This is a genomic window from Streptomyces sp. NPDC052496, assembly GCF_040679095.1.
In the GTDB taxonomy this organism is placed as follows: Bacteria; Actinomycetota; Actinomycetes; order Streptomycetales; family Streptomycetaceae; genus Streptomyces.
In genome coordinates this window covers 1-26,764 of record NZ_JBFAUH010000004.1, presented here as the reverse complement: position 1 = coordinate 26,764, position 26,764 = coordinate 1, and the positions used below count along the sequence as shown (strand labels likewise).

Here is a 26,764-nt window from a genome sequence, read left to right as displayed (position 1 = left end):
CCGGATGTCTCCTTCCGCCGAGAACGGCCGCCCCGGCGCGAGCATCGCGATCGTCGGCATGGGCTCACGTGGACTGGGCGTCCTCGAACGACTGGTCAGCAGATGCCTGGCCGAGCCGTTCGACATCACCGTGCATCTGGTGGACCCGCAGCCCCCGGGCCCCGGTTTCCACCGTGCCGACCAGCCGGACTACCTCCTGCTGAACACCGTGTGCGCACAGCTGACGGCGTTCGCCGACCCCGCCATGGTGACCGGCCCGGCACCGATACCGGGCCCGAGCCTGTACGACTGGTGCCTCGCGCGGGACCTGCGTGTACAGGATGACGGGTACACCGTACGCCCCGGCACCGGCCGGGCGGTCCGGCCAGGCGACTACTTGCCCCGTCGCCTGCTCAGCGAATACCTGGCCTGGGCTGCCGAACGCATCCTTGCCGCCGCTCCCGAACGGCTGCGCCCGGTACGGCACCAGGCGTCGGCCACCGGCGTGGTCCCGGTGGACGGCCGGGAACGGGTCATCCTGGACGACGGAACCTCGCTCGTCGTGGACGTGGCCTTCCTCACGGTCGGGCACCACACGCTCTATCTGCCGCAGCGCCAGGAGACCGACCCGGCGACCATCACCTGTCCGTATCCGCTGCCCGACGCGGTCGAGGACGTACGACCCGGTGAACGCGTCGTCGTGCTGGGCGTGGGCCTGACAGCCATGGACGTGATCGCGAGCCTCACCCTCGGCCGCGGAGGCCGGCACACGGCGGGCAGGAACGGCGAGGCGCGGTACGTGCCCAGCGGCCGGGAACCGCAGATCATTCTGGCTTCTCGCAACGGCCTGCCCTACCGCAGCCGCCCCGCCCTCAACGCCGGGCGGGTCCGCTGCGAACCACTGGCCCTGACGCCGTCGCGGATCCGGGAAATGCGCGAGGGCCGTCCCGGCGGCCGGCTGAACTTCGCCGAGGACATCGTCCCGCTGGTCGAGGCCGAGATCGACCTCACCTATTACCGGTCCTGCCTCGCCCTGCACACCGGTGACCCGGACGCGGCCCGGCGGGAGTTCGCGGAACTGGTGCGGTCGCGGGGCGTCGAGGCACTGCTCGCGCAGGCCGGCGAGCGGTTCGGGCCCTCCCCGGTGAGCGGGCTGCTCTCCGGTGCCGCCGCGGCCCCGTCCTCGTGGCCGACGTACCAGGATTACGCCGACTGGTTCGTCGCCCGGATCGCCGACGACCTCGCGGAGGCCCGGGCGGGGCTCGGCCGCAGCGCCGTCAAGGAGGCGCTGGAGGTCCTGCGGGACCATCGGGACGTGCTGCGTGCCGTGGTGGATCCGCCGGGTCTCGACGACGAGTCGCTCAACGACTTCTTCGGCGACTTCGTGTCCCTGGTCAACCGCACGGTCATCGGGCCTCAACTGGAGCGCTCGGCAGAGCTCCTGGCGCTCATCGACGCCGGTGTCGTACGTCCGGCCCCGGGCGCGCAGACCCGACTGCTCCGCTCGACGAGCGGCGGCGCGGCGTGGACGCTGGAATCCACGACGCTGGGCGCCCTGCACCGCGTGGCGGCCGACCGGATCATCCTGGCCCATGTGCAGGAACCGGCGGCGGACGAGGCCGAGGGCTCCCTGCTCGGCGGGCTGGTCAAGGCGGGGCGGCTGCGCACTCTGCGGCACCGGGGCACGAGCACGCCCGGCCTGGACGTCACCCGCGAGGGCCGTGCTGTGGACGGCACGGGTGACGTGCAGGAGCGGATCTTCCTCCTGGGGCCCCACACCGAGGGATCGAGCTACTACAACCACTACGTTCCGTCACCGGGAGTGCCGAGCCGTGCGCTGCGGGACGCCGAACTGGCCCTGGACGCCGCCCTGGCGGCCTGTGCGCCGTCCCGCCCCACCGACCCTGAGGGGCCGGCCGCACCTGCCGCTCGCACGGGCCCTCGCCGGAGCTGGAGCAACGCATGCTGAGCGACGCTCTCATCCGCCTGAGGCGGATGAATGAGCTCTCGTCGGCCTTCCGGCTCCTGCTGGCAGCTTCGTTCCTGATCCCGCTGGCGGGATTCATGGTCATGCCGTTCATGTCCTTCTTCCTGCACGACCGGATGAAGATGGACCTGCAGGTCGTCGGTTTCGTCATCGCCGTGGCGTCGTTCGTGCAGATGTCCGGTGGCGTGATCGGGGGGTACGTCGCCGACAGGTTCGGGCTCAAGCGGACGATGGTGCTGGCCCTGGTGATCCGCACGGTCAGCTTCCTGCTCTTCGTGGTGTCGATGGCGGTCCCCGCGCTGTCGATACCGGCGCTGCTGCTGTCGGCGGCCGGAGTGGCGCTGTACCTCCCCGCCAACAAGGCCTATGTGGTGGGGGACTGCGACCCGGACCGCCGTCCCCTCTTCCTGTCCCTCAACAACGCCGCGCTCAACAGTGGTATGGCCCTCGGCCCGCTCATCTCCGGCCTCTTCATCATGCGGGCGCCGATGGCGGTGTTCGCCGTCGCGTCCGGGATCTTCGCCGTCGTCACCCTGCTGCACGTCAGGGCCCTGCCCACCGAAGCCGTGACCGCGCGGCCGCCCGGGGCACGGCAGGAGCGCGGCGGCTCGGTGAAGTTGCTGCTCATCCCGCCGGTCATCACCGCTGTGTTCGGCTTCTACGCGTACATGTTCTTTCAGAACTACCTGAGCCTGTACGTCGTGGCGCACTACTCGTCGACCGTCTTCGGCCTCCTGCTGCTGATCAACGGTCTGCTGGTGGTCGCCGTGCAGCCCGTGCTGGCGAAGCGGATCGACAGCCTCGGCTTTCCCCTCGCCGTGGCGCTGTCCTTCGCACTGTTCGGTGGCGGCCTGCTGCTGATCGGGGGTGCGGACCTCGTCGCCGTCATCGCGGGGGTGATGCTGATCAGTCTGGGGGAGGTCCTGCTCTTCCTCAAGAGCGAGTTGGAGGCGCTGCGGTACTCGCCGGACAAACCGGGAGTCGCTTTCGGCAACCAGCGCCTGGCCACGGGCATCGGCACGTTCGCGAGCGCGTGGGCAGGCGGCTGGTTCTACCAGCGGGCCACGGAGTCCTCGGGCGGCGACAGCCGATTCTGGGTCTACTGCGCCGTCCAGACGCTGGTCGGCGGGCTGATCGCCCTGGCCGTGTCCCTGCTGTTCCGGCGGGAGCAGGCGCCGGCCGCCGAGCAGGCCGCCGCATCCGACCGGGCCGTCGAGGATGCCACCGGAGCCGAACGCGGCTCCGGCCGGGGCTGACCCCGCTCTGTCGGTCGGCCCGGTGACCCCCTCGGCCGGGCTGCTCAGCCCGGAGCGGGCCGCGGCGATGTGCTGCATGCCCTCTTCCCGTCGGCCGTAGCCGCACCAGAACAGCTCACCGGTGGACACGGGAATGCACCGGACAGACGCTCCGGCGAACGCGGCCGCGGCGATGCCGCCCGAGGTGAGCCGCTGGGTAGAGCGTCAGGTACCTGCCCTTGCCTTCGGCACGCCAGGTCCACGGCGGCCGAGCTCGCGGGTGCGGGCGTACCACTGGATCCCACGGGGAACCAACGACACCGGCTCCTTCGGCTGCCGGTCCGAACCTGCAGACCACCGGGCCGAGCCCCGCTCAGGCTCAGGGAGGCGTGAGGGTGTCGATACGGGCGGCGAGATCGGGGTGAGCTGCGGCCAGATGAGAGCGGGCAGCGGTCAGGGGGGCGATGAGGTGCAGGGGATCGTCGTGGGCGAGGGCCGCGTGGAGCTCGCCGAGCGGGTGGCGGGCGGCCGGCGGGAGGTCGGTGAGGGCGGTGATCTGACCGGCGAGGCGGCGCAGGTCGGCGGCGTTGGCGCGGGCCCAGGCGGCGGTCGTGCGTTCGGCGGCCCGGGCCTGGCGGGTGGCCGTCACACGTTGCTCGCCGGTGGTCCCGGCCGGGCCGGGACGGCCGCGCAGATACCGGCGCTCGGCGGCCTGGCGGCTGGCGACACCGAGGGGACGGGCGAGGTCCGCCCAGCTGGCTCCCGCGTTACGGGCTGTTTCGATCAGGCCGGTCTCCCACCCGGCCAGCTGCTCGCGCACCTGCCGCAGCAACATCAGGGAGGCCAGCGCCTGCTCCGGTCCAGGGCCGGGGTCTCCGGGAGTGTCCGGGGACTCTTGCTGGGCGTCGCGCAGGGCGTCGTCTATGGCGTTGAGGGCCGCCGCGGCGGCGAGGAACGACGCCGGGCTGTGGGCGTTCGTGCTGGTGGCGGACGGCTGGTCGGCTGCGGTCACGGGCACCTCCCTCGGGTCGTCATCGTGTAGACGACATCATGTTTGTCATCCATCGGATGACATGTTACAACGGTGGTGTGCGTGAGGCGCATTGGCAGCAACGGCCTTGACCCGCTGGAGGTGTTTTCACGATGTTGATGCGCACTGATCCCTTCCGTGAGCTCGACCGGCTGGCGCAGCAGCTGATGGGCCCGGGCACCTGGTCCCGGCCGTCGGCGATACCGATGGATGCCTACCGTCACGGCGACCAGTTCGTGATGGCTTTCGACCTTCCGGGCGTCACCACGGACGCGATCGACATCAATGTCGAACGGAACATACTGACCGTCAAGGCCGAGCGGCGGCCGACGGCGCAGGCCGACGACGTGCAGACGGAGCTGTCCGAACGCCCGCTGGGTGTCTTCTCCCGCCAGATCGTGCTCGCCGACACCCTCGACACCGAGCACATCCAGGCCGACTACGACGCGGGCGTGCTCACCCTGCGCATTCCGGTCGCCGAGCGCGCCAAGCCCCGCAAGATCTCCATCGGCGACGGATCCGGCCGCAAGGAGGTCTCCGGCTGACACCGGCCGGACGGGTGCGGAGGGCGGGCGCCCGATCTCCCCCTCACCCCGCTCTCCACACCCCCGTCAGCAGTCCGAAGACGAGAGGGTGAGGGCCGCGATGACTCTGCGATGCGAAGCGTTCCTCGGCCAGGTCAAGGAACGCGGCGAGTACGACACTCCGGAGGAAGCCGAGCGCGCAGCCCGTGTGGTGCTCGCCCTCCTCGGCGCACACCTGGTCGGCGACGTCCGCGCCCAACTGGCGGCGCGCCTGCCCGAGGCGTTCGCCCTGATCCTGCTCAACCCGCTGCAGAGCGCCGAACCGCTGTCCCCGGAGCGGTTCGTCCGCGCAACCGCCGCGTGGATCGAGGGCGCCACCGAGCAGACCGCGGCCTGGGACGTCAGCGCCGTGCTGTCCACCGTCGCCGACGCCGCCGGCGAGGAACTGCTGGGCCAGGTCCTGCTCCAACTCCCGGCCGGCTACGACCTGCTCTTCGGCCGCCCCCAGCCCACCTGACCAACCCGCACGCCGGTGCCCGAACACCGGCCACAGCAAGAAAGGCAACCACCCCAGTGCTCTCCGACCGGTACGCACCGCCCCAGCAGCTGTACGGGACGGCATACGGGCAGATGCTGGAGAAGGTCCGCTACCAGGGCGCCTACCCCACCCGCGAGAGGGCCGACGAAGCCGTCCGCCTGGTCCTTGCCGGACTGGGACGCCAGCTCACCGGCGACGAACGCGTCGACCTGGCCGCCTGCCTGCCCCCGGAAGCCGCACGCGTGCTGACCGCACAGATCCCCGACCCGCAACCGTTGACCGGCTGGGCCTTCGTCAAAGACCTCGCCACCCGCACCGGCGCCTCCCTGGCCACCACCCGCTGGGACACCGGCTCCGTCTTCTCCGCCGTCGCCGCCTACGCCGGCCCCGACCTGATCACCCGCATCCTCCACCAGCTCCCCACCGGCTACGCCCTGCTCTTCGGCCGCGCCGAACTCACCCAGGCCGCGTAGACGCCGACGTGCGCGTCGAGGCGGGGCGACGACCGCCGCGCCGCTGTCCAGCCTGAACACTTCCGGCAACGTGCGGCCACGCGAAGGGCACGCCACATCGAAGGCGGGCTGATGCCGCTTCCGCCGGAGACGCCGAGGTCTCGCTGTCCTCCGACGAAGAGGACAGCGACCTTTCCATGACGGGAACCACCCCGACAGGGGCCTCCTGCTCGGGCCCCGTGCGGAGCGTGACAAGGAGGATGTGGTTCGCGAGCGATCTGTGCCTGGTGCCCATGGACCACGTTCCGCTGCCGCTGAGGGTGGCGGATACAGCACTGGCGGACGCCGAGAAGCTCGCGGGCACCTTGTCCCCGGTCGCCGTCCCGGCCCCGTCCTCACGCAAGGTCAGTCGCGCGCCGCTCGGCAGGCCCTGAAGATCGGGTTCGGGTTTCCTGCGGCGGCACGGCGACCAGTGAGGACAGATGGCCGAGGGAACAGGCACGCGCGCGACACTGGCCCACACCGCGTGCAGCGGCTTACCGTCGCAGTGGTCGCTGAGCGGTCGCTCAGTGGTCGGAATAGCTGAAATCGCCTACGGTCCAGGATCTGACGTCCTCGATCGCCACGCGGTACCTTCCGCCCTTCTCCGGGTTCCCGACCGTGCCCTACAGATCCGGGCGACATGGGAGTGCAGATGCGTAGGCGGCCCGTTCGTCACGGGGGAGTCGAAGACGGCGGCGGAGAACTCGCCCACGCGGTCCCAATTGTAGGTAAGAGCGGCTGTTGGTGAGGGGGTATAGACCCTCGGGGAGGTCGTAGCGGGGTGCGAGACCGACCGTGTCCGAGGATCTCTCGCATTGGTATCGGGGGCGCCTGCTGGGCGGTCCGTTCCGGCCGTTCGACCCAGGTGAGCGTGACGCGCTCGAACGGGAGATCGGGCTGCCCCTGCCGCACGCGTACCGCTCGTGCTTGGAAGCTGCGGGCGGCGGGAGACTGGACTACTCACTCCGTCTCCCGGCTTGTGAGCCGGAACCGCTCCAAGGCTTCGGCGGCCTCTACCAGTCGGGCCGCGACGCCGCCGGTGAGTACGGGTGAGGCACTGTCCTGGGCGAGTACCGACGCAGCCGTGACGGATGGCTCGCCGAGCACATCTCCCTGACCGGACTGCTGCCCGTCGCCCGCAACGGCGGCAGCGTTGTTGCAGGGCTCCCGCCCACCGCAACCACTCAGCCGCCTTCTCCTACGACGCCGTGCGCCCGCAGCACGTGAGTGCCCGGCCATCGCCGGAGGCTGGTACGTAGACTTCGGCCAATGGCCATAGGTTTTGCGATCTTGTACGTGCTGCTCGGTGTGTTCATCCTGTTCGACGTCGGCGGGTTCATCTCCCGACGGTGCGAGCGGGTGCAGCGCAAAGCGGCGGAGCGGCATCGCGAGATGATGGCTCGCCACGGCCACCTGCAGACCACATATGTGGCGGGACCGCTCGCGCAGCCGGCGGTCCTCCGCGCCCTCGGGCTGCCACTGATCGCTCTGGGCGGCCTGCTGTTGCTGCTGCACTTGGGCTGACATGCTCCGGGCGGCCTGCGCACTGTGCGTTCCGGCTGCGACTGGTCTGGAGGAGCGCGGGAGGCCCCCGATGAACTCGCGCACCGTCGTGGGTAGACACAGCGGCCTGATCAGCGAAGTTTCTATCCAGACGACGAAGACAGCCGATCGTGTGCCGATGAGACCCGAAGTACTGGCATTTGTCACCGCTGGCCCGCTGCCTGACCGGAACGCGAGCGATGAAGGGATCGACGGACGGGCCCGGCTCTGAATCCTTGGTGTCCTCGGCATCCCGCCCCTCGGCGGACCTGGCGGCGACGACGGCCAAGGCCACGCTGCCAGCGGCGCCGCCGGCGGCGAGGAGTTTCCCCTGGTGCTTTTTGAACAGGTTCTTCGCGTTCTCGGCGAAGGAGGCCGGCACTCGCTTCAACGCCTCCACCCGACCCATGACCAGGCCAGATACGCCCTCGCTGCCTGATGCCGATCTCGCTCAGAACGAGCCGCACCCGAAGGGGAAGCCGCCCCACCGGCGCCCCGCCTGCCCGGCTTCGCCTATTCGTCCCCGTCCCCGTCGCCGGCGCTGTAGCCGCGCAGCAGTGCGCTCAGGATGCCGGTCAGCCGGGGGGCGACGTCGACGACGGCGTGGGCGAGGTCCGGGTCCGACTCGTAGAGACGGCGCAGTTCGGTTCCCGGGGCGGCCATCTGCCACAGCGCCCCGGCCATCGAGGTGGCCGTGGCGACGACGTCGCCGGCCTGCGCCGGGCTCAGCGCGACCACCCGGCACAGCGCCTCGCTCACGGCCGCGACCTCGGCGAGCGCCGTCACTTTGAAGGTCCGAACGCTCTCCAGCGAGACGTTACGCTCCAGGTTCATGGGCGTGTGGGCGAGCAGGTCGCAGAACAGGGGCCGCGCCACCAGCGACTCGGCCAGCAGCCCGGCGACCGCGTGCGCGCGTGACTCCAGGCCCGCACCGTGTACGGCGGTCGCGGAGCCCGCCGCGTGCACGGCAGGCGTGAAGCCCTCCGCGGGGCCCTTGGCGGCGCTGTCTGCGGAGCCCTCTGTGAGGCTGTCCGCGTCAACCTCGTCATCCTCGCCCGGCGGTACGTCGGCGAGCTGCCCGCGTACCGCCTGGGACCACTCCACCCACCCGGTGGCGGCCAGGCGCAGAAAGATCTCTTCCCGGGTGTCGAAGTAACGGAGCATCGCCGACTTGTGCATGCCGACTTCCGCGGCGATGTCGGTCAAGGTCACCGACCGGATGCCGTGCGCCGTGGCCAGGCGGGCCGCCGCGTCGAGGATCGCGGTCTCACGGGCGCGCTTGGCCTCGGGGCTGCGGGCTCTTGAGGGCTGAGGGGGACCGGCCATACGGACACCCTAGAGCAACTGGGTTGCGTTATTAGCGAAACGCGGTTGCGCTAATAACGCAACCGTGTTTTGCTAACGCCATGGCAATCCAGACGTGGTTCATCACCGGTTCGTCCCGCGGCTTGGGCCGCTCCCTCGCGGTCGCCGCCCTGGAGGCGGGTGATCAGGTCGCCGCCACCGCCCGCAAGCCGGAACAGGTCGCCGACCTGGTCGGACGGTTCGGCGACCGAGTCCTCCCGCTCCCGCTCGATGTGACCGACGCCGCCGCGGCCACGGCCGCCCTCGACGCCACCCGCGACCGCTTCGGCCGCGTCGACGTGATCGTCAACAACGCCGGCTACGCGAACATCGCCCCGGTCGAGACGGCACCGGAGGACGACTTCCGCCGCCAGTTCGAGACGAACTTCTGGGGCGTGTACAACGTCTCCAAGGCGGCCCTGCCCCTGCTGAAGGCGCAGGGCGGCGGCACCGTCGTCCAGTTCTCCTCCGTCGGCGGCCGGGTGGGCGGCAGCGCCGGGCTGGGCTCCTACCAGGCGGCCAAGTTCGCCGTCGACGGCCTCACCCGCGTGCTCGTCACCGAGACCGCCCCGTTCGGCATCCGTTACCTGGTCGTCGAACCGAGCGGCTTCGCCACCGACTGGGCCGGCTCCTCCATGGAGGTCCAGGACACCCCGCCGGAGTACGAGGCGACCGTCGGCGCCTTCCAAGACCGCGTCCGCGACAGCCGGACCGCCGGCGACCCGGACCGCGCCGCCCGGATCCTGCTCCGCGTGGTCAAACGCGACCACCTCCCCTCGCACCTGCTCCTGGGCACCAACGCGGCCCGCATGGCGCTCGACCACTCGCGGCAGCAGACAGCCGAAGCCGAGGCCTGGGAGGCCGTCTCCCTCTCCGCCGACTTCGGCGCGGAGTACCCCGTCCCGCTCCCGGCCGACACCGAGTAGCCGGCCCAGCAGTCAGGTGCCCGACCGAACCGGCCCCCTCGGCCGAGCGGCCGGTACCGCCGCCCCGGCCGCTGCGGCGTCCGCGCTCGCCTTCGCCGTGCTCCAGGCCGTGGAACAGGTCCTGCTGGAGTACCGCAGCAGCGCGCCGGCGTGGCTGGACCGCACCCAGGAGACCGAAGCCGAGGCGCAGCGGGCGTACAACACCGAGCAAGGCACCGCACGTTCAGCGCCCGCGCCTTTCCCGAATCCGCCCCGGACATGAACCGGCACCGATCGAATCGGCCCGTGCTCGGCGCCACCACCGATGCCGCCGCCCTGCGCAGGGCCTGAGCCGAACGCACCGCCCGGAAGGAAAGGGCTACGGATTCCGTGCCGCGGCTGGGACACACCGCAGACACGGTTTCACGATCTGCTGGGTTGATGGCTCGCCGTCCCGGCGACTGGGGAAACGATGACGCCAGGAGTGCGATGAGCGACCAGCCGCCACCGGAGCTGCCGCCCGAGAAGGGCCCAGCATCACCGCGCTCGTCACGACCACGGGCGCCACCGCGGACTCCTGCGCCAGCCGGCAGCGGTCACCGGCCAGTTCCAGGAGGCAGTCACCGTTCAGTGGGCCGCCGGCCAGGTCGTCGTCCAGCGCCAGGAACCCGGCGTCCTGACTCTCTGCGTGGGTGAAGGTGATGATCAGATAGCCCGCAGCCGGGTTGCCGAAGGTGAGCTCGTTGATCCGCCGGAACTCCTCCAGCCGCTAGTCAGCGAACACCCTCCGCAGGCTGCCCACGCCCCATTTCGGCAGCGGGCCGAATTCCTCGAAGGTGATGCCGTCTGCCAACTGAACGGTCAAGGCTCTTTCCTTACGTCTCCTTCCCCAAGGCTGCGAGCCGGCCCGCCGGAAGGACGAGACCGCGAGGGCGGGGAAGCAGCGGGAGGGGAGCGGGGGGCGCCCCGGCGGCGCGGGCCGTCGGGGCGGTTGGTCTACCGCGCCGCCGCGCCGCGCGGGCCCGGTGCTACTTGAGCATGCGGGCCGCCCGCACCCGCTGGAGGTGGATCACGACGTCATGGGACTCCGCGAGCCGGATCTGCGGGGCGTCCGCGATCCCGGGGTAGGTGGCGCCGATGTTCTTGACGGTGTGCGGCGCGGCGAGCCAGGTGCGGGCCGCCGCCGGGGCGTTGCGCAGGTCCACCACGAAGTCACGGTGGCGTACCCGGTCGAGGGTGTGCTCGGTGGTGCCGGGCGCGGCCGGGCCGACGGTGAAGCGGCGTACGCCGCCGTCCTGACCGGAGGCGTTGAACGAGCCCCGGTCGAAGGTGAGACCGACGCTGAGGTAGCCGCCGCCCAACCGCTCACGGAGGAATTCGCCCTGGACCTTCGGATAGCTGCCGGGGGCGTAGGTCTTGAGGGCGATGTGGCCGTTGTGGGCGGCGAGCAGGATCTTGTCGCCGGTCCGCTGCTGCCACCAGGCGACGTTCTCCGCCATGATCCGGTCGCGGTGGAGCATGGCGTCGCTGATGCCCTGGGGGTCGTCCCAGTCGAAGGCGAACAGTGTGGTCATCTGGTGGATCGCGGTGGCGTGCTGGACGGCCCAGGCGTGCGCGTCGGCGTCGGCGCCCGTGCCGGGCCGCTGCTTGAGCAGGTCCACCGCCCGGCCGGTCCGCTCGGCGAGCTCCTTGCGTTCGGCCAACGGCTTCGCCAGGTAGGCGTTGACGTACGTCTCGGCGTCGGTGGCGGGCCGCAGGCCCCGGTGGCTGTAGAGGTCTGAGCGGGAGTCGTTTCGCGTTGTGTTGGGGAGTCGTTGAGTTCGTCTTGGCATGATCAATCGCGATGACTTTTGATGTCGCTCGGTGTTGCCCGTCTTACCTTCTTGGTGGGTTCGAACTGGTCATTCGTAGGATCGGCGGACCCCAGGGGCTCTGGGTATGGCTCGTTGCCCGTTGCAGTCGGTATGGCCTAGGCAACTTGGCCGCCCGGAGCCCCGCGACGACTCGACCACCAATTGGGAATCGCGACTCGATCGCTTCGTAAGACAACGTCGGCGAGGTCGTCTGCGGGTCCGGTATGACGACGAGCTGACGGAGGGAAGCGTGCCCGAGATCAGGGCCGAACTGGACATCGGCAAAAAGCATCACCACGCCGTGGTGATCGACGCCGACGGGAAACGGTTGTTGTCCCGCCGTGTCATGAACGACGAGGCCGAGCTGCTCCAGCTGCTCGGGGACGTCCTGGAAATATCCGGCGATGTGCTGTGGGCCGTGGACATCAACACCGGCATCGCCGCCCTCGCGACCGGCCTCCTGCTCGACCACGGCCAGCCTGTCGCCTACCTCACCGGCCGGGCCATCCACCAGGCGTCCACGACCTATCGTGGCGAAGGCAAGACCGATGCCCGCGATGCCTTCATCATCGCCGACCAGGCCCGCATCCGCCGCGACGTGAGCATGCTCCGCCCCGGCGACGACATCGCCCTCGACCTGCGGCTCCTCACCTCACGGCGCCTGGACGTGGTCCACGACAGAACCCGTCAGATCAACCGACTGCGGGCCCAGCTCCTGGAGTTCTTCCCCGCACTCGAACGGGCCCTGGACCTGACGAAGAAGGGACCCGTCCTCCTTCTGACCGCCTACCAGACCCCGGCCGCAATCCGCCGTATGGGCGCCAGCCAGCTGGAGACCGGGCTCCGCAACCGCAAGGTCAAGGGGGCCGGCGCGCTAGCGGCCCGGGCAGTGGAAGCCGCCCGGGCCCAGATGACCGCCCTGCGCGGCGAGGAACTGGGCGCCGAGCTCGTAGGCCGCCTCGCCCACTCGGTCGCTGCCCACAACACCGAAGTGACCGAACTCGACGCCCGGATCGAAGCGCGCTTCCGCCAGCACCGCGACGCCGAGGTCATCCGCATCCTGCCCGGGATGGGCCCCACCCTCGGAGCCGAGTTCATCGCCGCGACCGGCGGAGACCTCACCGCCTTCACCGGCCCCGACCGCCTCGCGGGCTTCGCCGGCCTGGCCCCGGTCCCCTGGGATTCCGGGAAAGTCAGCGGCAACTTACGAAGGCCCCGCCGCTACCACCGCGGCCTCTACCTCTCCGCCCAGGTCAGTGTGTTCTTCTGCCCGGTCTCGAAGGCTTACTACGACCGGAAGAGGAAGGAGGGCAAGGGGCACAAGCAAGCTGTCCTTGCCCTGGCGCGTCGGCGCGTCAACGTTTTGTGGGCCATGATCCGCGACCACATGCCCTTCCAGACCGCCCCGGCTCTTGTTATGGCCGCTTGACAAGCAAGACCTCGGGAAACGGCACAGAGGCTGGATGCTGCAGAACGAGCCTGGCTTGATCGGTGTAAGCGTGCCGATCGGTGCTCGTACTCGCGCGTGTGCTCAGGTAGTGAAGTTCACGTCGACGACCTGATAGACGGCGCTCTCGTTGTCCGCGGAATTCCACACCCCGAGGATGACGTGGTAGCCGGTGTGGTAGCCCTCCAATGGAACCATGCGTTGGAGCGAAGTGCGCCTTTTGCCCTGAGCGTCGTGGTGCAGGATCGGCAGGAGATAGAAGGAGTCGCGGGTCAGGGGCTTGTCAGGGTCCCAATTATCCTTGGTGATGAAGAACTCGAACGACCGAGTGGGCACGGGCTCGGTCATCTCCCAGACGAACTCGGCTTCCCTGAACCGCTTGGGGATGTCCAGCTTCGGCCAGCGCGTGCTGCTCTGTTCGTCCAGAGCGCTGTAGCGAGCGTCGCCTGCGCTGGCGATCTTCCCGTCCTCCGGCCCGCCCCGGGGGAAACCTCCGGGGCCTTTGACCCCAGTCGCGGCGAACCTCGCGTCGTCCCCCGCGTTGATGTTCTCACCCCGCATCGCCCTGACAGTACGGCTGGGAGGGACCGAGATGAATCCGAGCACAAGCACTCCAGTTGATCATGGGATAGGCCAGCTCCTGCCTACCCTGACCGCATCCTCGCCATCCACAACGGCCCTCAGATCACCCTTATGGGGACTGCCGATCGAACAAGACCCGCCGACGCCGCATGGAACCGCCCACGCGATCGACTCGGCCCGAGCACACCCCACCCTGTCCTGAGCTTGGCAGCCGACATTGGGAAGTTGTATGTCCTTGGCGTAGAGGAAATGCGCTGTCTTGGCCCGTTCCGCCAGCCGGAAAAGGTCACGCTGTGAGCTGCTCAGCTGGCCTTGTTCTGTTCGCCCTGGGCCTTGGTGTGAGCGAGGCGGTAGGAGTCGGTGCCGGTCTCGATGATGGCTCCGTTGAAGGTGAGCCGGTCGACGATGGCCGCGCAGAGCCGGGGATCGGTAAAGGTCTTGGTCCACCCCGAAAACGACTCGTTCGAGGCGATCGCGACGCTGTTCTTCTCCTCGCGTTCGGTCAGCACCTGGAACAGCAACTCCGCCCCACGGCGATCGAGTTCCATGTAGCCGAGCTCATCAATACATAAGAGATCGACGCGTCCGTAGCGGGCGATGGTCTTGGAGAGCTGTTTCTCATCGGCGGCCTCGACCAGCTCGTTGACGAGTTTGGTGGCCAGCACGTAGCGGACCCGGTAGCCGTGCAGTGCGGCCTCGGTGCCCAGCGCAATCAGCAGGTGGGACTTGCCAGTGCCGGAGTCCCCGATCAGGCAGAGCGGTTCGCTCTTCTTAACCCATTCGCAGGTCGCCAGGGTGTTGACGGTGGCGGGGTCGACGTTCGGGTTGGCGTCGAAGTCGAAGGTCCGCAGGGACTTGTCCCGCGGGAACGCGGCCGCTTTGATGCGGCGCTCGGAACGGCGCCGGGCCCGGTCGTCACACTCGGTCATCAGCAGCTCGGCCAGGAAGGCGCGGTAGGACATCTGGTCGCGGGCCGCGGCATCGGCCAGGTCACCGAACTGCTGGCGGATGGAGGGCAGCCGCAGCATGCGGCATGCCTGGTCGATCGAGGCGGCGGCGGCTTCTTCGGTCAGTCCGCGCTTGCGTGGGCTCATGATCCTTCTTTCTCGTGTCCGGCCCTGCGGGCGCGGCGGTTCAACAGTTGGTCGTACTGGGCCACCGACGGCAGCGGGCGGTTGTCCGGCGGCAGGTGGGACAGCCTCCAGTCGGACAAGGACGTGACCGTCGCCGCGGGCCCCTCTGACTGGCCTGTACCAGGGGCCGGGGCGGGCAGTTCCCCGGTGTCGCCCTCTGCGGCCTTGCGGGCCTCCAGCGCGACCGCGTCAGCCGTCAGCGCACCCGCCCTGATCGCGGCGGCCAGCCCTGCGACGACGTGTTCGTGTTCCATGTGCCGGGCCAGGAGCAGGACCTCGATCAGGGCCCGGGTGCCGGCCGCGTCCCCGTGTGCCGCGCAGGCAGCTGCCCACCACCGGTCGTGGACCGGGGTGAACCGGCCCGCCGAACGGGCCTGTTCCAGCGGCGTCGAGCCCGGAAAAGCGCCGGGCTTGCGCAACAGCGCCTCCAGGTAGTGATCGAGCACGAGCCGGGAGCCGCCCCGGCCGCTGAGCCGCTCGTGGCGGGCGACCTCGGTTCGGCCGTCGTAGACCACCAGGTCATTGGCGTGCAGCAGGACCCGCAGCTGCCGGCCGATGAAACGGACCGGCACCGAGTAGGTGTTGGAGCGCACGGTGATCTGTCCGAAGCGGTTGACGCGCGGGGCGAACCACCGTCCCGTCTCGAACACCTCGGTCGGCAGCGGCCTCAGCAGCGGCTGTTCGTGGGCGAAGGACTCACTGATCGTGCGGGTCCGCGAGCGCAGCCGGCGGCCCTCGTCCTGAAGGTCCCAGCGGTCCACCAGCTCGTTCAGCTCCGCCAACGAGGCGACTTCGGGGACCGGAACGAAGTGGTTGCGGCGGAAGTACCCGATCTGCCCCTCGACGCCGCCCTTCTCGTGGGCGCCCTCGATGCCCGGCCGGCAGTAGAACGCCTCGATGCCCCAGTGCGAGCGGAAGGCGGTCCAGCGGTCGGACTCCACCCGGGCCCGTCCCAGTCCCAGCACCCGCTCGACCGCGGCCCGCAAGTTGTCGTAGGGGATCTTCCCGCGCGGAATACCGCCCAGCCGCCTGAAGGCGTGCTCGTGGCCTTCGAGGAACGCTTCTTGCCCGCAGGAGGCGAAGATCCGGTGCACCGCCTTGCCGGAGTAGGACAGCCGCAGCGAGAACAGATAGACCCTGGTTGGCACCCCGGCCAGCACGATGTGCACGTCCCCGAAGTCGACTTCCGCCTCCACCCCAGGCAGATGCCGCTGCGGGATGAACATCGCCTCCGGGCCCACCCCGGCCTTCCGGCGGATCTCCTTGCGCCGGTCCTTCACATACAGCCGGACCATGCAATACGAGATGTCGCGGGCCTGGTGCCCCTCGACCAGCCGGTCGAAGATCCGCTGCGCGGTGTGCCGCTGCTTGGGCGGCGCATCCAGATCCGCCTTCAGCATCGAGTCGATCAGCGTCTTGTACGGGTCGAGCCGCGATTCCTTGCGCCGCGGCTTCTTCCTCGGCTCCGGCCACTTCCCGTCCAGAGCCCGCCGCACCGTCCGCCAGGTGACGTTATGGACCTGCTGCAACGACCGCATCGACATGCCCAACAGATGATCCTTGCGGATCGCCGAGTACAACTCGACCTTCGACTGCGAGTTACCCACGTGGCCCCCAGCGGCAGCAGCACACCCCACGGTCCCACCGCAAGCCCCCGACTGACGTCAAAACAAACCGACATCGCAATGTCGGTCAGAACGCGACACCCACACTCACCGCGAAACGACTCCCCAACTCATCGTCATAGCCACCCCGGTACAGCTCGGTGAGCTTCGGGGTGAGTTCGGGGCGGGCCTTGGCCGCGTAGGCGCTCCCCTTGTCGTACAGCGCGGCACCGGCGAACCCACCGTCGTCGCCGACGAAGCGGACCGGGTCCTTCGGGTGCTTGACGTTGTACGCGCGTATCCACTGGAGCAGATCGCGGTACTCGGCGTTGTTCCACCACCGGTAGTCGCCCCGGAACTCCTCGTCCATGATCTGCTTCAGGTCGCCCTTGCCGCTCGTGAGGTAGGCGTCGAGCCGCAGACCGGTGCTCCACGGGGCTTCGAGGGCGAAGGCCCGAAAGCCCTTCTCCTCGACCAGGTACCGCAGGACGCGGTGTTTGACGGTGAAGAACTCGTGCGAGCTGTGGGTGGCCTCGCCCAGGCCCACCACCCGGGCGTCGCCGACCATCCGGCCGAACGGGCGGAGGTCGGCCAGGCCGCCGCGGGGCTCGGTGGTGCGCAGCGGGTGGGCCACCCGGCCCAGGGCCGCCTCGGGGGAGCGGAAAGCGGCGGCCGCGGCCTCCTCCGGGCCGGCGGGCGCGTCGTCGGCGGCGACCGATGCGGCGGCCGATGGGACGGCCGGGGCGGGCGGGGTGGCGGCGGAGGCGGCCGGCGCGACGGCCAGGGTGGCACCGAGCGGGACGAGCAGGGCGGCGAGCAGGGCCTTGTGCGTGTTCATGGGCCCAACTCTCGCCGCGCGGGGGCGCCCCGGACCATCCACCGCGCCCCCCGATCGGCCGGGGGGCTAGGTACACCATCGATGGGCGGGGGGCTGGGATCCCGATCTCGGTCGTGGCCGCAGCTCAACCGTAGGCACTACACAGTGCTACGTGTCCGTCCGCCGTAGCTGTACGAGAACAGACCCAAGCCTGTCGGCCCTGCCGCCGACACTCCGGCCGGACAAGCCACGGCCGCTCCCGCCGCCCTGCGTCGACGACGAGGAGAACGCGAGGCTGGGCATCACCGTATCCGGTACGCAGGTACGCGCGAACGGCGCCCAACTCGTGGAATTTGGGTCGCCTGATGGACGTGGGCGTGATCCGCGTCGCCATCGACAGCACGTTCGCACTCGCAGACGCCCAAGCAGCACACAAGCGCGCCGCCCAGGGGCATATCCAAGGCAAGATCGTGCTCACGGTCCCTTAAGCCTGGACGGCGGGCCGGAGGCGAGAAAAATCCAGTGCGGCTTTCTCACTCCCCGGCTGCCCGAAGTTCACCCGTCGTCGGCGGCGTGGTTGTCGCGCAGGGGCCGCAGACCACCGGGCAGGTCGGGGAGCTGGAAAGAGTACCGCCCCGGCACGTTGATGTAATGGCGCACAAACGGGGGAGCCGGGCGACGTCCTCGTCGCGGGCAGCGAAGCCGTCGCCCGACGCGGCATGATGCGCCCACCGAATACTGCAAGGACGGAATACCGCCTCTTCCCCAGTGCACCGACACATCCACACCACCCCAAACACCGATCCCACAGCTACCTGAAACCGGCCCGCGGCAACGCAGGCAACGCCGACACGTCGACGGCGCCGTGGCCCCGGTGCGGGAAACGGGGCACGGCCGCGCGGGGCCAGGCGCGGTGGTGGAAGTTCCTCAGCCCTGTGCGGTGTGCTGCCAGGGGCGCACGAAGTCGTGGAGGGCCTGCTGTGCTGCCAGGGCGATCACTGGATCGTCGGCCGGAGTGCCGGCAGGGTGAAGGAGGTGGTCGAGCCCGGGAAGGATCCGCAGTCCCGGGCCGGTGGTGCGGGCGGCGGCGAGACCCGACAGCAGAGCGGGCATCGTCCGGCAGGGCACATTGGTGTCCTCGGTGCCGCACGTGACGAGCGTCCGTGTGCCGGGCGCGACACCTCGGGCGACGGACGGCGGGAAGAGGGCGTCATCGCTGCGGACGAAATCCGAGTTGACCGGCCCGAACATGCCCTTGAGGAGGGCGGCGACGGACGGCAGCAGCACCGAGGTGTCCACCGGGCGCCGAGCGCGGAAGTCCGCGACGGCCCTGGCCACGCCCCGGTTGTTCCGCCACGCCTGCCGTGCGGTGAGTTGCCCTGCGGCAACCGCCCGGTTCAACGCGTCCGCCAGCTGGAGGCGGACCAGGTCCAGCAGCCGCATGCTCTGCGGGGCGATGAGTGCGAGCCCGGCCGGCTTCTGCTGTACGGCGCGGTCGACGAGCAGTGCTTGCAAGCCACCCTCACTGTGCCCGACCACGAGCAGCGCCTGCGGGTCTGCGTCAGGCTGGGCGCGCAGGGTGTTGTACGCGGTCACCGCCTGTCGGGTGTAGGCGGCCATGTCGGGAGCGGTGTCGCGTCCGCCCAGGCCGGTGCGTCCGGTGCCGTATTTGTCGAACCGCAGGCTCATCACACCGTCACTGCCGAGGACGTCGGCCATGCGGGCCAGGGTGTGGGGAGTGAGGCCGGGCGGCTCGTTGCCGTTGCGGTCGGTCGGGCCGCTGCCGGGAAGCAGCAGCGCCGCGGCGAGCTTGTGGCCCGCACGGTGGGCGGGTATGTGCAGCGTGCCGTACGCGGTGACACCGTCCGCGGTGAAGTGGATCTCGCGGTCCACGGCGGGTACGAGGGCGGCTCGGGAGGCCGTGGTCGCCGAGGCCGTACCCGGTACCGGCCCGGCCGTGACGACGGCGACCGTCGCCATGAGCACGGCGAGCACTCTGCCGCGCCAAGGGGTGCGTAAACGCATGTGTTCTCCTGAACGATCCGAAGTTGTCAGAGAAAGCGGGGGGAGGGGGAAGTAGTGTCCGGGGCACAGGGCACCAGAGCCGGACCGTGCGGTCGTCGTCGAACCGGCCACCCTCGTGGTGCCGGTCGGTCAACATCCGCGGCACCCCATGCCACACGTGAACCGGGATCAGGCACCGCGCCGTCCCCGCCCGCGCCCCGGAGCCGAACGACCACGGGACCAGCCGCCGGGTGGCCGCGACGACGTCCGTGGTCGGCACGGAGGCGTCCAGCAGCGCACGGCGCAGCGCCCCGCGCTGGTACAGAGTGCGCCGTCCGGTCGCGTCAGCTCGCTCATCCGCGCATCGTAGTGCGGAGGCGTCGACCGGGCAGGGCGGGCTTCCGGTGCCGTGCGCGGGCGCACTGACCGCATTGGAGAGTCCTGGGCCCTATCTCCGCCGATGTTGGGTCCACCCGCTTCGACGGCATCGCCGCCATCATCGTCCACACCAAGATGACCCAGGGCATCGGCCGCGCAAGGCATCTGGTTGCGGGCTCCTCGGCATCGCTCCCGCCGAAGCGGCGCATGAGAAACCGGACGTCGTCCGGCGTGGCGATGAGACGGCACCTTGGGAGGTGCTTCCCTCGCTATGGCGTCGAGTAGGCGTCACAGTCGGCAGCCGGCACGACGCACGTCTTCCCGGCCGCGATGGCCGGGCGGCTGCCGGGCCTGTAGCCACCCGGCAGCTGACATCGTCTCGTCCCGGCCGCCTCGCCAACCGCATGGCACGGGGCCACTGCCGGTGCTGGGTCGGCCGGGCGTCCATGGGCGCTCCCGTACGATGATCCGGAAGTGATCGACGGGGTGGGAAATCCACGCATGGGTGACATCGACATCAACAGCCATGCTGTGCGGGCGACGGGCGACGGGCGACGGGCGGCGATGTGAGCGCGCTGTCCCGGGAGGTGGCCCGCAAGCTGGACGGCTCTCTGGAGGAGAACCAGGCAACGGGGCCGGCGGATTCCGTCTGGGGCTGGGAGTGCGCCCAGCACCTCTACTCCTGCGCGCTGACGTGGGAGGCGCACATGGTGGGCCTGGCGAAGAAGATAGGGGAGCTGGGCGAGCGGCTGCAGGAAAGCGCCGGCAGTTACGACGCCCAGGATGAGGAAGCGGCTTCACGGCTGCGGCGCGGCCTGAACGACCTGGGAAAGGCATGAGCGGCCAGTGGTGAACTACGAGGCTGTGATCAACGCCCGGCCCGAGAAGTGGCACAAGGCCGCCGAAGAATGGGTGACGCCGGCCAAGCACGCGTTGCATGCCGCCCAGGACATCCGGGACAACGGCTCCAAGCCGCTGGCCGACAACTGGACCGACGAGGTGGGCCAGAAGGCCGCGAAGGACCTCGAGAAGCTGGCCGGCCAACTGGAGTCGGCCTACGACATCCTGCTCGGCGGGAAGATGCTGTGCGAGGCCGTGGCCGACAGCATGGAGACCGCGCTGAGCTCGGCGCGCGAGATCAACGAAGTCGCCCAGCGCCACAGCCTGCGTATCGGCGCGGACGGCCTGCCCGAAGGCGCGCCGATGCCCGGTGAGGACCCCGGCAAACTGCAGGCACGGGAGTGCATCGTGGCGCTGCGCGACCATGTGCTGCAGCAGGTTGGTGAGGCCGACAACACGGCCGCCGCAAAGTTCGCCATGCTGACCGAGCAGGTGAACCTCGCCGACCCGGACGAAGCGCTCAAGGTACAGAACAAGGCCTCGCAGGCGGAGATGGAAATCCTCGGCGCCGAGATTCCCCGTGATGCCGGGGCCATGACCCAGCGCATGTGGTGGAACGGCCTGAGCGAGAAGCAGCGGCACGATCTGATGCCGGCCGACCCGGTCGCCCTGTCGAAACTCGATGGCCTGCCGGAAGACGTCAAGCGGGAGATGCGCGGCACGGACGGCAAATTCGACCGGGTCAAGATGGTCGAGTACGTGCTGCAGAACTGGGACCAGAAGGACGACGTCGACTTCGGCGACAACTGCACCAACTTCGTCTCCGAATCACTGGCCCATGCAGGGACGAAAGAAAAGGAGTCCATCTGGGGCACCCGGGCCGACGACACCTGGATGAAGGGCAACCCGACCGAGATCGACCTGCCCGGCTTCCGCGATGTCGACCGCTCCCTGGGCTTCTCCAAGACATGGGCGGGTGCGGAGAACCAGCAGAATTTCCTGCTCGATCACGGCGGCGAGGAAGTCCCGCGCGATCAGGTGCGTCCCGGCGACATCATCTACTACGAGCAGGCCGGCGACATCGACGAGATCGGCAAGGGCAATACCCACCACGCCGCTGTCGTCACCGCTGTCATGCCGGACGGCGAGATCAAGTACACCCAGCACAGCGATCCGTACCGCAACGTCAGCCTCGACGGACGCCTGCCCGACACGGAAAAGACCGAAGGCAAGCAGAACGTACGGATCGTGCGACCCCACCCGGTCTGGTACTGATGAGCGATCCGATACCTCACACGGCGCCGGCTCCGGGGGGAGCCGTCACCGGCCCAGCACGCACTGCCTTGTGGGTACCGGTCCTGGTCGCCCTCGGCATCGCAGGCATCGTGGCCCACGACGCGGCGGAAAAGGCCCACCTGAAGGCTGAATGGGCACATTGCGGGGACCTGCCGCTGACCTGGCAGATGTACGCCTCCGCCTACGGGGCACTGGCCTGCGGCCTGGGATCTGTCGTCCTCCTGGTTCTGCTGGCGATGAGAGGGGAAAGGCACGGCAGCGCATCGCTGAGAGGCTGGCGTGGCGGCGTCGCACTGGCCTCCGCTCTCCTGGGGCTCCTGCCTCTGCTCGCCGAAATCATCATCGTGTGGCACCTGTACCAGCCAGCCCCTGGCGGCACTATCAGCTGTGTGTGACTCACCGCCGTACGGCGCTCCTGCTTGTTCCCCGCTGAAGAGGCCAGTGGCACGAAGACGGCCGGCTTCTCCGGCGCTGTGAGTTCGCCGAGCGCGCCGCCGCCGCTGCGGGAGACCACGACGTCCGCAGGCGCCAGGACGTCGGGAAGCTCCGGCCCGACACATCCCGTCAGGTAGTACCGGCCCCGCAGCGCGTCCGGCAGCACCGCCGCGTGTCTGCTCAGGCCCTCTACGTTGTCCGCGCGATCCCCGGCCCGGACGCCCTCGCCACCGTGGAGGCGGTCGGGACCAAGGCACCCGCTATTACGGCACGGCCCCCTTCTACGGGGCCGGGCTCGCCGAGGAGCGCCTCGGCAAGATCCTGTCGGGCCAGCCCCGCGACTCTTACGCGCTGCTCAAGCGCCTGGGCACCGACCGCCTCGACATCGTCTGGGTCCAACATCGCTCAGGACGTCCACGGCGATCGGTGGGTGCAGAAATGCGAAGAGACCCGCACCGGAGCCTTCCGCGTGCTGTCCCGGCCGTCGGGGGGCATCAAGCAAGGCTTGGAGCCTGGGCGTCAACCGCACCGAGCGATCGCGATCACCTCGCCCTCGCCCTCGACGAGCCACAGCCCGACGGGCTCCTCCTCGCCGGCCGCTACACGCTGCTCGACCACGAGTACGCCCAGCAGCGGTTGCTGCCCCTGGTCCACGAGCAGGGCGTCGACATGGTCGTCGGCGGCTCTTACAGCTCCGGCATCCTCTCCGGCGATACCCACTTCGAGCACCGGCAGGCACCGCCGGAGATCATCGAACCTGTTCCGCCCGTTCCTTTCGCGGGGCCGGGGTCGCGGTGCGCTGGATGGGGATCACCGGCGTTTCCGCAGGTGCGGGAAGCTTGAAGACCACGCTGCGGTACGTCCAGAAACGGAACAGCGTGGCGGTTCCAATACCCAGGAACTTCCAGAAGTTGTTCTGAACCGGACCATTCAAGTCAAAGGCGTAAGTGGCCACGTAAAGTACGCCGTTCTCGATGACCAGGCCGACCGCACTGAAGGCCGCGAACAGCAGCAACTCCCTTGTGCGGCTGCCCCGTTCGCGGTCCCGGTAGGTGAAGTACCGCAGCCCCGCGTAGTTGAACGCGATGGCGACGACCGTGGCGATGACGCTGCAACGGACGACCGCGAGGCCGGTCGCCGCGCGGCAGATATTGAAGGCGCCCAGGTTCACCAGGACGCCGAGCCCGCCCACGGTGCCGAACTTCGCGAGCTCGCCGATCAGGCGGTGCAGGCGCCCGCGGGTGCGGTCGTGCGCAGAGCTAGTGGTACTCATAAGGCCTTACTTGGTACTAGAAGGCGGTTTGCCGGTTTTGGGGGCCATAGTGTAAAGGTTTCCAAAACAGTTGTAATGTTAACCTACATTTGAGGGGGAACAGCGAGTGACGGAAGCAGTGCTGCTGGTGGGCGGTCGGGGCACACGCCTGCGGCCGCTGACGGTGAACACACCCAAGCCGATGGTTCCGGCGGCCGGGGTGCCGTTCCTGGCTCATCAGCTCGCACGGCTGAAGGCCGCGGGGGTGGAGCACGTGGTGCTCGCGACCTCCTACCTGGCCGAGGTGTTCGAGCCGTACTTCGGGGACGGCGCAGCGCTCGGCCTGCGGCTGACCTACGTCACCGAGCGGGAGCCGCTCGGCACGGGCGGCGCCATCCGGTCCGCCGCCACGGCTCTGACGTCGGGCCCCGCGGACCCCGTGCTCGTCCTCAACGGCGACATCCTCACCGGACTCGACACGGCGGACCTGGTCCGCCGGCACGAAGCGGCGGGGGCGGCCGTCACTTTGCACCTGACCCGGGTCGATGATCCGCGTGCCTTCGGGCTGGTACCCACCGACGCGTCCGGCCGGGTGCTCGCCTTCACCGAGAAGCCCACCAGCCCGGAAGAGATCGTCACCGACCAGATCAACGCCGGCTGCTACGTCTTCCGGCGGGACGTCATCGACGCGATCCCCGTCGACCGTCCGGTCTCGGTGGAGCGGGAGACCTTTCCCGGTCTGCTGGCCGACGGGGCGCACCTGCTGGGCGTCGTCGACCGCACCTACTGGCTGGATCTGGGCCGGCCCGAATCCTTCGTGCAGGCGTCGGCCGACCTCGTACGCGGTGTGGTCGCCTCTCCCGCCGTGCCGGGACCGCCCGGCGAGGCCTTGGTGCTGCCGGGGGCCGAGGTCGCCGACGGCGCCAAGCTCGGCGGCGGCACCGTCGTCGGTGCGGGCGCCGTGGTGGCCGCTGACGCCGTGGTCGAAGGATCGATTCTGCTCAACGGTGCGCAGGTCGAGGCCGGCGCGTGGGTCGGCCGCAGCCTCATCGGCGCGGGCGCCCGGGTCGGCGCGCGCACCGTCCTGGACGGTGCGGTGGTCGGCGACGGCGCCGCGGTGGGTGCCGACAACGAACTGCGCAACGGAGTCCGGGTGTGGTGCGACACGCGCCTGCCCGACGCCTCCGTGCGTTTCTCCGCAGATTGCTGAGCCCGGCCACCGCCCGCTCCGCACCTCCCTTTCACGGAACGACGAAAGCAACCGATCACGTGTCTGCACCATCCGTACCCGCCTCGGCCACCCCTGCCTCCGTACCGGAGGCCGTGCCGAACCCCGCGCGGCACCCCGCCGCGCTGCCCGACGCCTGGGCCCGTACCGCCCTGACCATCGTCATGCCGACCTACAACGAGGCGGAGAACCTGCCCGGCATGGCGGAGGCGCTGCTGGGACTCGGGCTGGAGGGCCTGCGCCTGCTGGTCGTCGACGACAACAGCCCCGACGGCACCGGGAAGGTCGCCGAGCAGCTCGCCGAAAAGTACCCGGGCCGTATCGACGTACTGCACCGGACCGCCAAGGAAGGCCTGGGCCGGGCGTACGCGGCGGGCATGACCCGCGCCGTCGAGGACGGCGCCGACTACGTGCTCCAGATGGACGCCGACGGCAGCCACCCCGTCGAATACGTGCCGCAGATGCTGGGCAGCGCACTGTCGACCGGCTCCGGGCTGGTCGTCGGCAGCCGGTACGTGTGCGGAGGCCGGCTCGCCTCGGAGTGGGGCCTGCACCGGCGGCTGCTCTCCCGCTGGGCGAACCGTTACGTCAGCGCGGTGCTGCACACCGGGCTGCGGGACGCCACCGCCGGGTTCGTCCTGTGGCGGGCCGACACGGTCCGCGCCGCCCGCCTGGACCAGGTGCGCTCCGGCGGCTACAGCTTCCAGGTCGAACTGAAGTACCAGGCCGTCAATGCCGGGTTCACCGCCCTGGAGATACCCATCCACTTCGAGGAGCGCCGCATCGGTGCCTCCAAGATGACGGCCGCCGTGCAGGTCGAGTCCGCCATCATGCCGTGGCGGATCCGGCTCGCCGGGGTACGCACGCCCGGACGCGGAGCTCAGCGATGAGCACCGGTACCGAGCTGGCCGGGCACCAGGCCGATGGCCTGGCACCCGGCCGGATGCCCCTCCCGCCGCCGGCGACCACTCCGCCGCCCGTGGCCCCGCAGCGGCCCTCGCACCGCCGCGCCGGCCGCAGGGTGGCGGGCCTCACCCTGCCCTGCCTGGTGGCCGTGGTCTTCGTCGTCCTGCACATCTTCGCCTTTCCGGCCTCCCTGTTCTCCAACGACTCCTACCGCTACGCCCGCCAGGCGTACGAGTACCTCGGTGACACGCGCCCGGAAGCGCAGCACAAAGCGCTGGTGGCGTACTGCAAGGACGAGGCCAACCGCAAGTACCGCGGTCAGCTCCTGGACGAGATGAAGTTCAAGGAGCCGCGCGACCCGAAGGCCTACGCGCGGTGCATGAAGGGCAGCGCGGCGACGGGGCTCAAGCCCAACGACCCGCGCTACGAGGAGATATTCGAGACCCGCCCCCTCTATCCGCTGCTCGCGGCCCCCTTCGTGGGGCTCATGGGGGCCAAGTCGGGGCTGAGCGCGGTGTCCCTGATCTTCACCACCGCCGGCGGCTTCTTCACGCTGGCCGCACTGCGCCGCATCGGTCTCGGACCCAAGCTCGCCGTACTCGGCCAGATCCTCTTCTACGCCACCCCCATCGCCACCTGGGGCACGCTGCCACTGGCGGAAGGCCCGCTGCTGGGCATGCTGGGGGCGATGCTGTTCGGCGCCGTCTCCCTGATCCAGGGGCGGATCCGCACCGGGGCGGCGGTGTACGCGGCCGCGCTGGCGGTGTCGGCCGGCGTGAAGTACTCCAGTGCCCAGATGGCGGCCGCCCTCATGACATGCGCGGCCGTCGCCATGCTCGTCTTCGTGCGCCGTACCCGACACCGCGGCACCTGGTGGCTGCTCGGTCTCTCGGCCGGCACGGCAGCCGTCACCACGCTGATCAGCAAAGTGTGGCAGCTGCCCGGCACCACGGCGACCCTGCAGGACACCTTCAGCAAGCACTGGACCACACCCGAAGCGGCCACTCCCTGGCAGGACCTCTTCGAGCTCAACCGCCACTTCTGGTGGCAATGGGCGCAGCACCAGGCCCTCGCGCCGATGCTCGTCCTCCCGCTCGGACTGGCCCTGTGGGGACTGTGGCGCCGCTCGGCACCGCTGACCCTGATCGTCACCGGTCTCGGCCTCACCGGCATCGCCACGGTCGTCGCCCACCCCGTCTACTTCCAGTCGGAACGGCTGTACGCGGCGGTATGGCTGATCGTCGTCGTCGGGCTGCCCGTCCTGGTGCACGAGGCCGTCGAACGCGCGGTGCTGCGGCGCTGCGCGAGCCCTGCCGAGGCGCTCGAACGCAACGCCGCGGACGCGCCGCGGCCCTGAGGCCCTCCACCACGTCACGGGGCGTGGGGGGGGGGGGCGCGGGCGGGGCGCCCC

At 69.9% G+C, this 26,764-nt stretch carries 25 protein-coding genes and 4 pseudogenes; 18 read left to right on the top strand and 11 right to left on the bottom strand.

Features of this window, described 5'->3' with window-relative positions; all coding sequences use genetic code 11:
• The first annotated feature begins 4 nt into the window (after positions 1 to 4).
• On the top strand, positions 5 to 1,948 hold the full coding sequence (locus AB0L45_RS07480) for an FAD/NAD(P)-binding protein (protein WP_365837114.1): 1,944 nt from the start codon (positions 5 to 7) through the stop codon (positions 1,946 to 1,948).
• On the top strand, positions 1,942 to 3,222 hold the full coding sequence (locus AB0L45_RS07475; RefSeq protein WP_365837112.1) for an MFS transporter: 1,281 nt from the start codon (positions 1,942 to 1,944) through the stop codon (positions 3,220 to 3,222). The genes AB0L45_RS07480 and AB0L45_RS07475 overlap by 7 nt, the downstream gene beginning before the upstream one ends.
• Before the next feature lie 358 nt (positions 3,223 to 3,580).
• On the opposite strand, the gene AB0L45_RS07470 is transcribed toward AB0L45_RS07475, so the two are convergent.
• The gene (locus AB0L45_RS07470) at positions 3,581 to 4,213 is read right to left on the bottom strand and encodes a type III effector protein (protein WP_365837110.1); all 633 of its coding nucleotides are present in this window, start codon (positions 4,211 to 4,213) and stop codon (positions 3,581 to 3,583) included.
• Between the two features lie 131 nt (positions 4,214 to 4,344).
• Between AB0L45_RS07470 and AB0L45_RS07465 the strand changes: the two genes are divergently transcribed.
• From AB0L45_RS07465 to AB0L45_RS07450, 4 genes are all read left to right on the top strand, one after another.
• Positions 4,345 to 4,776: an Hsp20/alpha crystallin family protein gene (locus AB0L45_RS07465; protein WP_365837108.1), complete on the top strand. Its 432-nt coding sequence runs from the start codon at positions 4,345 to 4,347 to the stop codon at positions 4,774 to 4,776.
• Between the two features lie 100 nt (positions 4,777 to 4,876).
• Entirely contained in the window at positions 4,877 to 5,272 is a 396-nt protein-coding gene (locus tag AB0L45_RS07460) for a DUF2267 domain-containing protein (RefSeq protein WP_365837106.1), read from the top strand.
• A 56-nt stretch (positions 5,273 to 5,328) separates the two neighbouring features.
• On the top strand, positions 5,329 to 5,766 hold the full coding sequence (locus tag AB0L45_RS07455) for a DUF2267 domain-containing protein (RefSeq protein ID WP_365837104.1): 438 nt from the start codon (positions 5,329 to 5,331) through the stop codon (positions 5,764 to 5,766).
• Between the two features lie 239 nt (positions 5,767 to 6,005).
• Positions 6,006 to 6,179, top strand: a complete 174-nt coding sequence (locus AB0L45_RS07450) for a hypothetical protein (protein WP_365837102.1) — start codon at positions 6,006 to 6,008, stop codon at positions 6,177 to 6,179.
• 132 nt (positions 6,180 to 6,311) lie between these two features.
• Here the strand turns inward: AB0L45_RS07450 and AB0L45_RS07445 are convergent.
• Positions 6,312 to 6,502, bottom strand: a pseudogene (locus AB0L45_RS07445) (hypothetical protein); the annotation flags it as partial.
• 554 nt (positions 6,503 to 7,056) lie between these two features.
• On the opposite strand from AB0L45_RS07445, the gene AB0L45_RS07440 reads away from it, so the two are divergent.
• On the top strand, positions 7,057 to 7,311 hold the full coding sequence (locus AB0L45_RS07440; RefSeq protein WP_365837100.1) for a hypothetical protein: 255 nt from the start codon (positions 7,057 to 7,059) through the stop codon (positions 7,309 to 7,311).
• Between the two features lie 531 nt (positions 7,312 to 7,842).
• Here AB0L45_RS07440 and AB0L45_RS07435 read toward each other — a convergent pair.
• Positions 7,843 to 8,655 carry a TetR family transcriptional regulator gene (locus AB0L45_RS07435; protein ID WP_365837098.1) on the bottom strand — a complete coding sequence of 271 codons (813 nt, stop codon included), beginning with the start codon at positions 8,653 to 8,655 and terminating at the stop codon, positions 7,843 to 7,845.
• A gap of 80 nt (positions 8,656 to 8,735) precedes the next feature.
• Between AB0L45_RS07435 and AB0L45_RS07430 the strand changes: the two genes are divergently transcribed.
• Both AB0L45_RS07430 and AB0L45_RS07425 read left to right on the top strand, forming a co-directional pair.
• Positions 8,736 to 9,599 (top strand): SDR family NAD(P)-dependent oxidoreductase, encoded by an 864-nt coding sequence (locus tag AB0L45_RS07430; protein ID WP_365837096.1) that lies wholly within the window; start codon positions 8,736 to 8,738, stop codon positions 9,597 to 9,599.
• Positions 9,600 to 9,615: 16 nt separating this feature from the next.
• The gene (locus tag AB0L45_RS07425) at positions 9,616 to 9,861 is read left to right on the top strand and encodes a hypothetical protein (protein ID WP_365837094.1); all 246 of its coding nucleotides are present in this window, start codon (positions 9,616 to 9,618) and stop codon (positions 9,859 to 9,861) included.
• Between the two features lie 745 nt (positions 9,862 to 10,606).
• On the opposite strand, the gene AB0L45_RS07420 is transcribed toward AB0L45_RS07425, so the two are convergent.
• Positions 10,607 to 11,410 carry an erythromycin esterase family protein gene (locus tag AB0L45_RS07420; RefSeq protein WP_365837092.1) on the bottom strand — a complete coding sequence of 268 codons (804 nt, stop codon included), beginning with the start codon at positions 11,408 to 11,410 and terminating at the stop codon, positions 10,607 to 10,609.
• A 271-nt stretch (positions 11,411 to 11,681) separates the two neighbouring features.
• On the opposite strand from AB0L45_RS07420, the gene AB0L45_RS07415 reads away from it, so the two are divergent.
• Positions 11,682 to 12,860, top strand: a complete 1,179-nt coding sequence (locus AB0L45_RS07415) for an IS110 family transposase (protein ID WP_365837090.1) — start codon at positions 11,682 to 11,684, stop codon at positions 12,858 to 12,860.
• Between the two features lie 102 nt (positions 12,861 to 12,962).
• Here the strand turns inward: AB0L45_RS07415 and AB0L45_RS07410 are convergent, their stop codons facing one another.
• The 4 genes from AB0L45_RS07410 to AB0L45_RS07395 form a co-directional block, all read right to left on the bottom strand.
• Positions 12,963 to 13,484: a lytic polysaccharide monooxygenase gene (locus AB0L45_RS07410; RefSeq protein WP_365837482.1), complete on the bottom strand. Its 522-nt coding sequence runs from the start codon at positions 13,482 to 13,484 to the stop codon at positions 12,963 to 12,965.
• 278 nt (positions 13,485 to 13,762) lie between these two features.
• Complete coding sequence (istB, locus tag AB0L45_RS07405; RefSeq protein ID WP_365837480.1) at positions 13,763 to 14,557, bottom strand: IS21-like element helper ATPase IstB; 795 nt, start codon at positions 14,555 to 14,557, stop codon at positions 13,763 to 13,765.
• Positions 14,551 to 16,200: an IS21 family transposase gene (istA, locus tag AB0L45_RS07400; protein WP_365837088.1), complete on the bottom strand. Its 1,650-nt coding sequence runs from the start codon at positions 16,198 to 16,200 to the stop codon at positions 14,551 to 14,553. The genes istB and istA overlap by 7 nt, the downstream gene beginning before the upstream one ends.
• Before the next feature lie 85 nt (positions 16,201 to 16,285).
• Complete coding sequence (locus AB0L45_RS07395) at positions 16,286 to 17,035, bottom strand: erythromycin esterase family protein (protein WP_365837086.1); 750 nt, start codon at positions 17,033 to 17,035, stop codon at positions 16,286 to 16,288.
• Between the two features lie 320 nt (positions 17,036 to 17,355).
• Here AB0L45_RS07395 and AB0L45_RS07390 point away from each other — a divergent pair.
• Positions 17,356 to 17,502, top strand: a pseudogene (locus AB0L45_RS07390) (zinc-binding dehydrogenase); the annotation flags it as partial.
• 439 nt (positions 17,503 to 17,941) lie between these two features.
• On the opposite strand, the gene AB0L45_RS07385 reads toward AB0L45_RS07390, so the two are convergent.
• The gene (locus AB0L45_RS07385; protein WP_365837084.1) at positions 17,942 to 19,039 is read right to left on the bottom strand and encodes an alpha/beta fold hydrolase; all 1,098 of its coding nucleotides are present in this window, start codon (positions 19,037 to 19,039) and stop codon (positions 17,942 to 17,944) included.
• Positions 19,040 to 19,962: 923 nt separating this feature from the next.
• Here AB0L45_RS07385 and AB0L45_RS07380 point away from each other — a divergent pair.
• The 3 genes from AB0L45_RS07380 to AB0L45_RS07370 all read left to right on the top strand — a co-directional run bounded on the left by AB0L45_RS07380 (position 19,963) and on the right by AB0L45_RS07370 (position 21,927).
• Entirely contained in the window at positions 19,963 to 20,235 is a 273-nt protein-coding gene (locus AB0L45_RS07380) for a type VII secretion target (protein WP_365837082.1), read from the top strand.
• Positions 20,236 to 20,242: 7 nt separating this feature from the next.
• Positions 20,243 to 21,511, top strand: coding sequence for an amidase domain-containing protein (locus AB0L45_RS07375; protein ID WP_365837080.1), 1,269 nt, complete (start codon positions 20,243 to 20,245; stop codon positions 21,509 to 21,511).
• Positions 21,512 to 21,621: 110 nt separating this feature from the next.
• Positions 21,622 to 21,927: a hypothetical protein gene (locus AB0L45_RS07370; protein WP_365837511.1), complete on the top strand. Its 306-nt coding sequence runs from the start codon at positions 21,622 to 21,624 to the stop codon at positions 21,925 to 21,927.
• 20 nt (positions 21,928 to 21,947) lie between these two features.
• On the opposite strand, the pseudogene AB0L45_RS07365 reads toward AB0L45_RS07370, so the two are convergent.
• Positions 21,948 to 22,163, bottom strand: a pseudogene (locus AB0L45_RS07365) (glycosyltransferase); the annotation flags it as partial.
• Here AB0L45_RS07365 and AB0L45_RS07360 point away from each other — a divergent pair.
• Positions 22,140 to 22,729 (top strand): annotated as a pseudogene (locus AB0L45_RS07360) (aldo/keto reductase); the annotation flags it as partial. The pseudogenes AB0L45_RS07365 and AB0L45_RS07360 sit on opposite strands and share 24 nt — an antisense overlap.
• Here AB0L45_RS07360 and AB0L45_RS07355 read toward each other — a convergent pair.
• On the bottom strand, positions 22,716 to 23,240 hold the full coding sequence (locus tag AB0L45_RS07355; protein WP_365837079.1) for a GtrA family protein: 525 nt from the start codon (positions 23,238 to 23,240) through the stop codon (positions 22,716 to 22,718). The pseudogene AB0L45_RS07360 and the gene AB0L45_RS07355 overlap by 14 nt on opposite strands.
• Positions 23,241 to 23,346: 106 nt before the next feature.
• Between AB0L45_RS07355 and AB0L45_RS07350 the strand changes: the two genes are divergently transcribed.
• The 3 genes from AB0L45_RS07350 (at position 23,347) to AB0L45_RS07340 (ending at position 26,710) form a co-directional block, all read left to right on the top strand.
• Entirely contained in the window at positions 23,347 to 24,429 is a 1,083-nt protein-coding gene (locus AB0L45_RS07350; protein WP_365837077.1) for an NDP-sugar synthase, read from the top strand.
• Positions 24,430 to 24,611: 182 nt separating this feature from the next.
• Entirely contained in the window at positions 24,612 to 25,337 is a 726-nt protein-coding gene (locus tag AB0L45_RS07345) for a polyprenol monophosphomannose synthase (RefSeq protein ID WP_365837479.1), read from the top strand.
• A complete protein-coding gene (locus AB0L45_RS07340; protein ID WP_365837075.1) occupies positions 25,334 to 26,710 on the top strand; it encodes a hypothetical protein in 1,377 nt (458 codons plus the stop codon). Before AB0L45_RS07345 ends, AB0L45_RS07340 begins: the two co-directional genes overlap by 4 nt.
• The last annotated feature ends 54 nt before the right edge of the window (positions 26,711 to 26,764 follow it).

What these genes read in the sequence shown, in the direction of transcription:
- AB0L45_RS07345 (WP_365837479.1), top strand. Translation starts at nt 24,612, where the DNA reads ATGCCGACCTACAACGAGGCGGAGAACCTGCCCGGCATGGCGGAGGCG.
- AB0L45_RS07450 (WP_365837102.1), top strand. Translation starts at nt 6,006, where the DNA reads ATGTGGTTCGCGAGCGATCTGTGCCTGGTGCCCATGGACCACGTTCCG.
- AB0L45_RS07475 (WP_365837112.1), top strand. Translation starts at nt 1,942, where the DNA reads ATGCTGAGCGACGCTCTCATCCGCCTGAGGCGGATGAATGAGCTCTCG.
- AB0L45_RS07340 (WP_365837075.1), top strand. Translation starts at nt 25,334, where the DNA reads ATGAGCACCGGTACCGAGCTGGCCGGGCACCAGGCCGATGGCCTGGCA.
- AB0L45_RS07355 (WP_365837079.1), bottom strand. Translation starts at nt 23,240, where the DNA reads ATGAGTACCACTAGCTCTGCGCACGACCGCACCCGCGGGCGCCTGCAC.
- AB0L45_RS07460 (WP_365837106.1), top strand. Translation starts at nt 4,877, where the DNA reads ATGACTCTGCGATGCGAAGCGTTCCTCGGCCAGGTCAAGGAACGCGGC.
- AB0L45_RS07480 (WP_365837114.1), top strand. Translation starts at nt 5, where the DNA reads ATGTCTCCTTCCGCCGAGAACGGCCGCCCCGGCGCGAGCATCGCGATC.
- AB0L45_RS07435 (WP_365837098.1), bottom strand. Translation starts at nt 8,655, where the DNA reads ATGGCCGGTCCCCCTCAGCCCTCAAGAGCCCGCAGCCCCGAGGCCAAG.
- AB0L45_RS07430 (WP_365837096.1), top strand. Translation starts at nt 8,736, where the DNA reads ATGGCAATCCAGACGTGGTTCATCACCGGTTCGTCCCGCGGCTTGGGC.
- AB0L45_RS07465 (WP_365837108.1), top strand. Translation starts at nt 4,345, where the DNA reads ATGTTGATGCGCACTGATCCCTTCCGTGAGCTCGACCGGCTGGCGCAG.
- AB0L45_RS07440 (WP_365837100.1), top strand. Translation starts at nt 7,057, where the DNA reads ATGGCCATAGGTTTTGCGATCTTGTACGTGCTGCTCGGTGTGTTCATC.
- AB0L45_RS07420 (WP_365837092.1), bottom strand. Translation starts at nt 11,410, where the DNA reads ATGCCAAGACGAACTCAACGACTCCCCAACACAACGCGAAACGACTCC.
- AB0L45_RS07395 (WP_365837086.1), bottom strand. Translation starts at nt 17,035, where the DNA reads ATGAACACGCACAAGGCCCTGCTCGCCGCCCTGCTCGTCCCGCTCGGT.
- AB0L45_RS07385 (WP_365837084.1), bottom strand. Translation starts at nt 19,039, where the DNA reads ATGCGTTTACGCACCCCTTGGCGCGGCAGAGTGCTCGCCGTGCTCATG.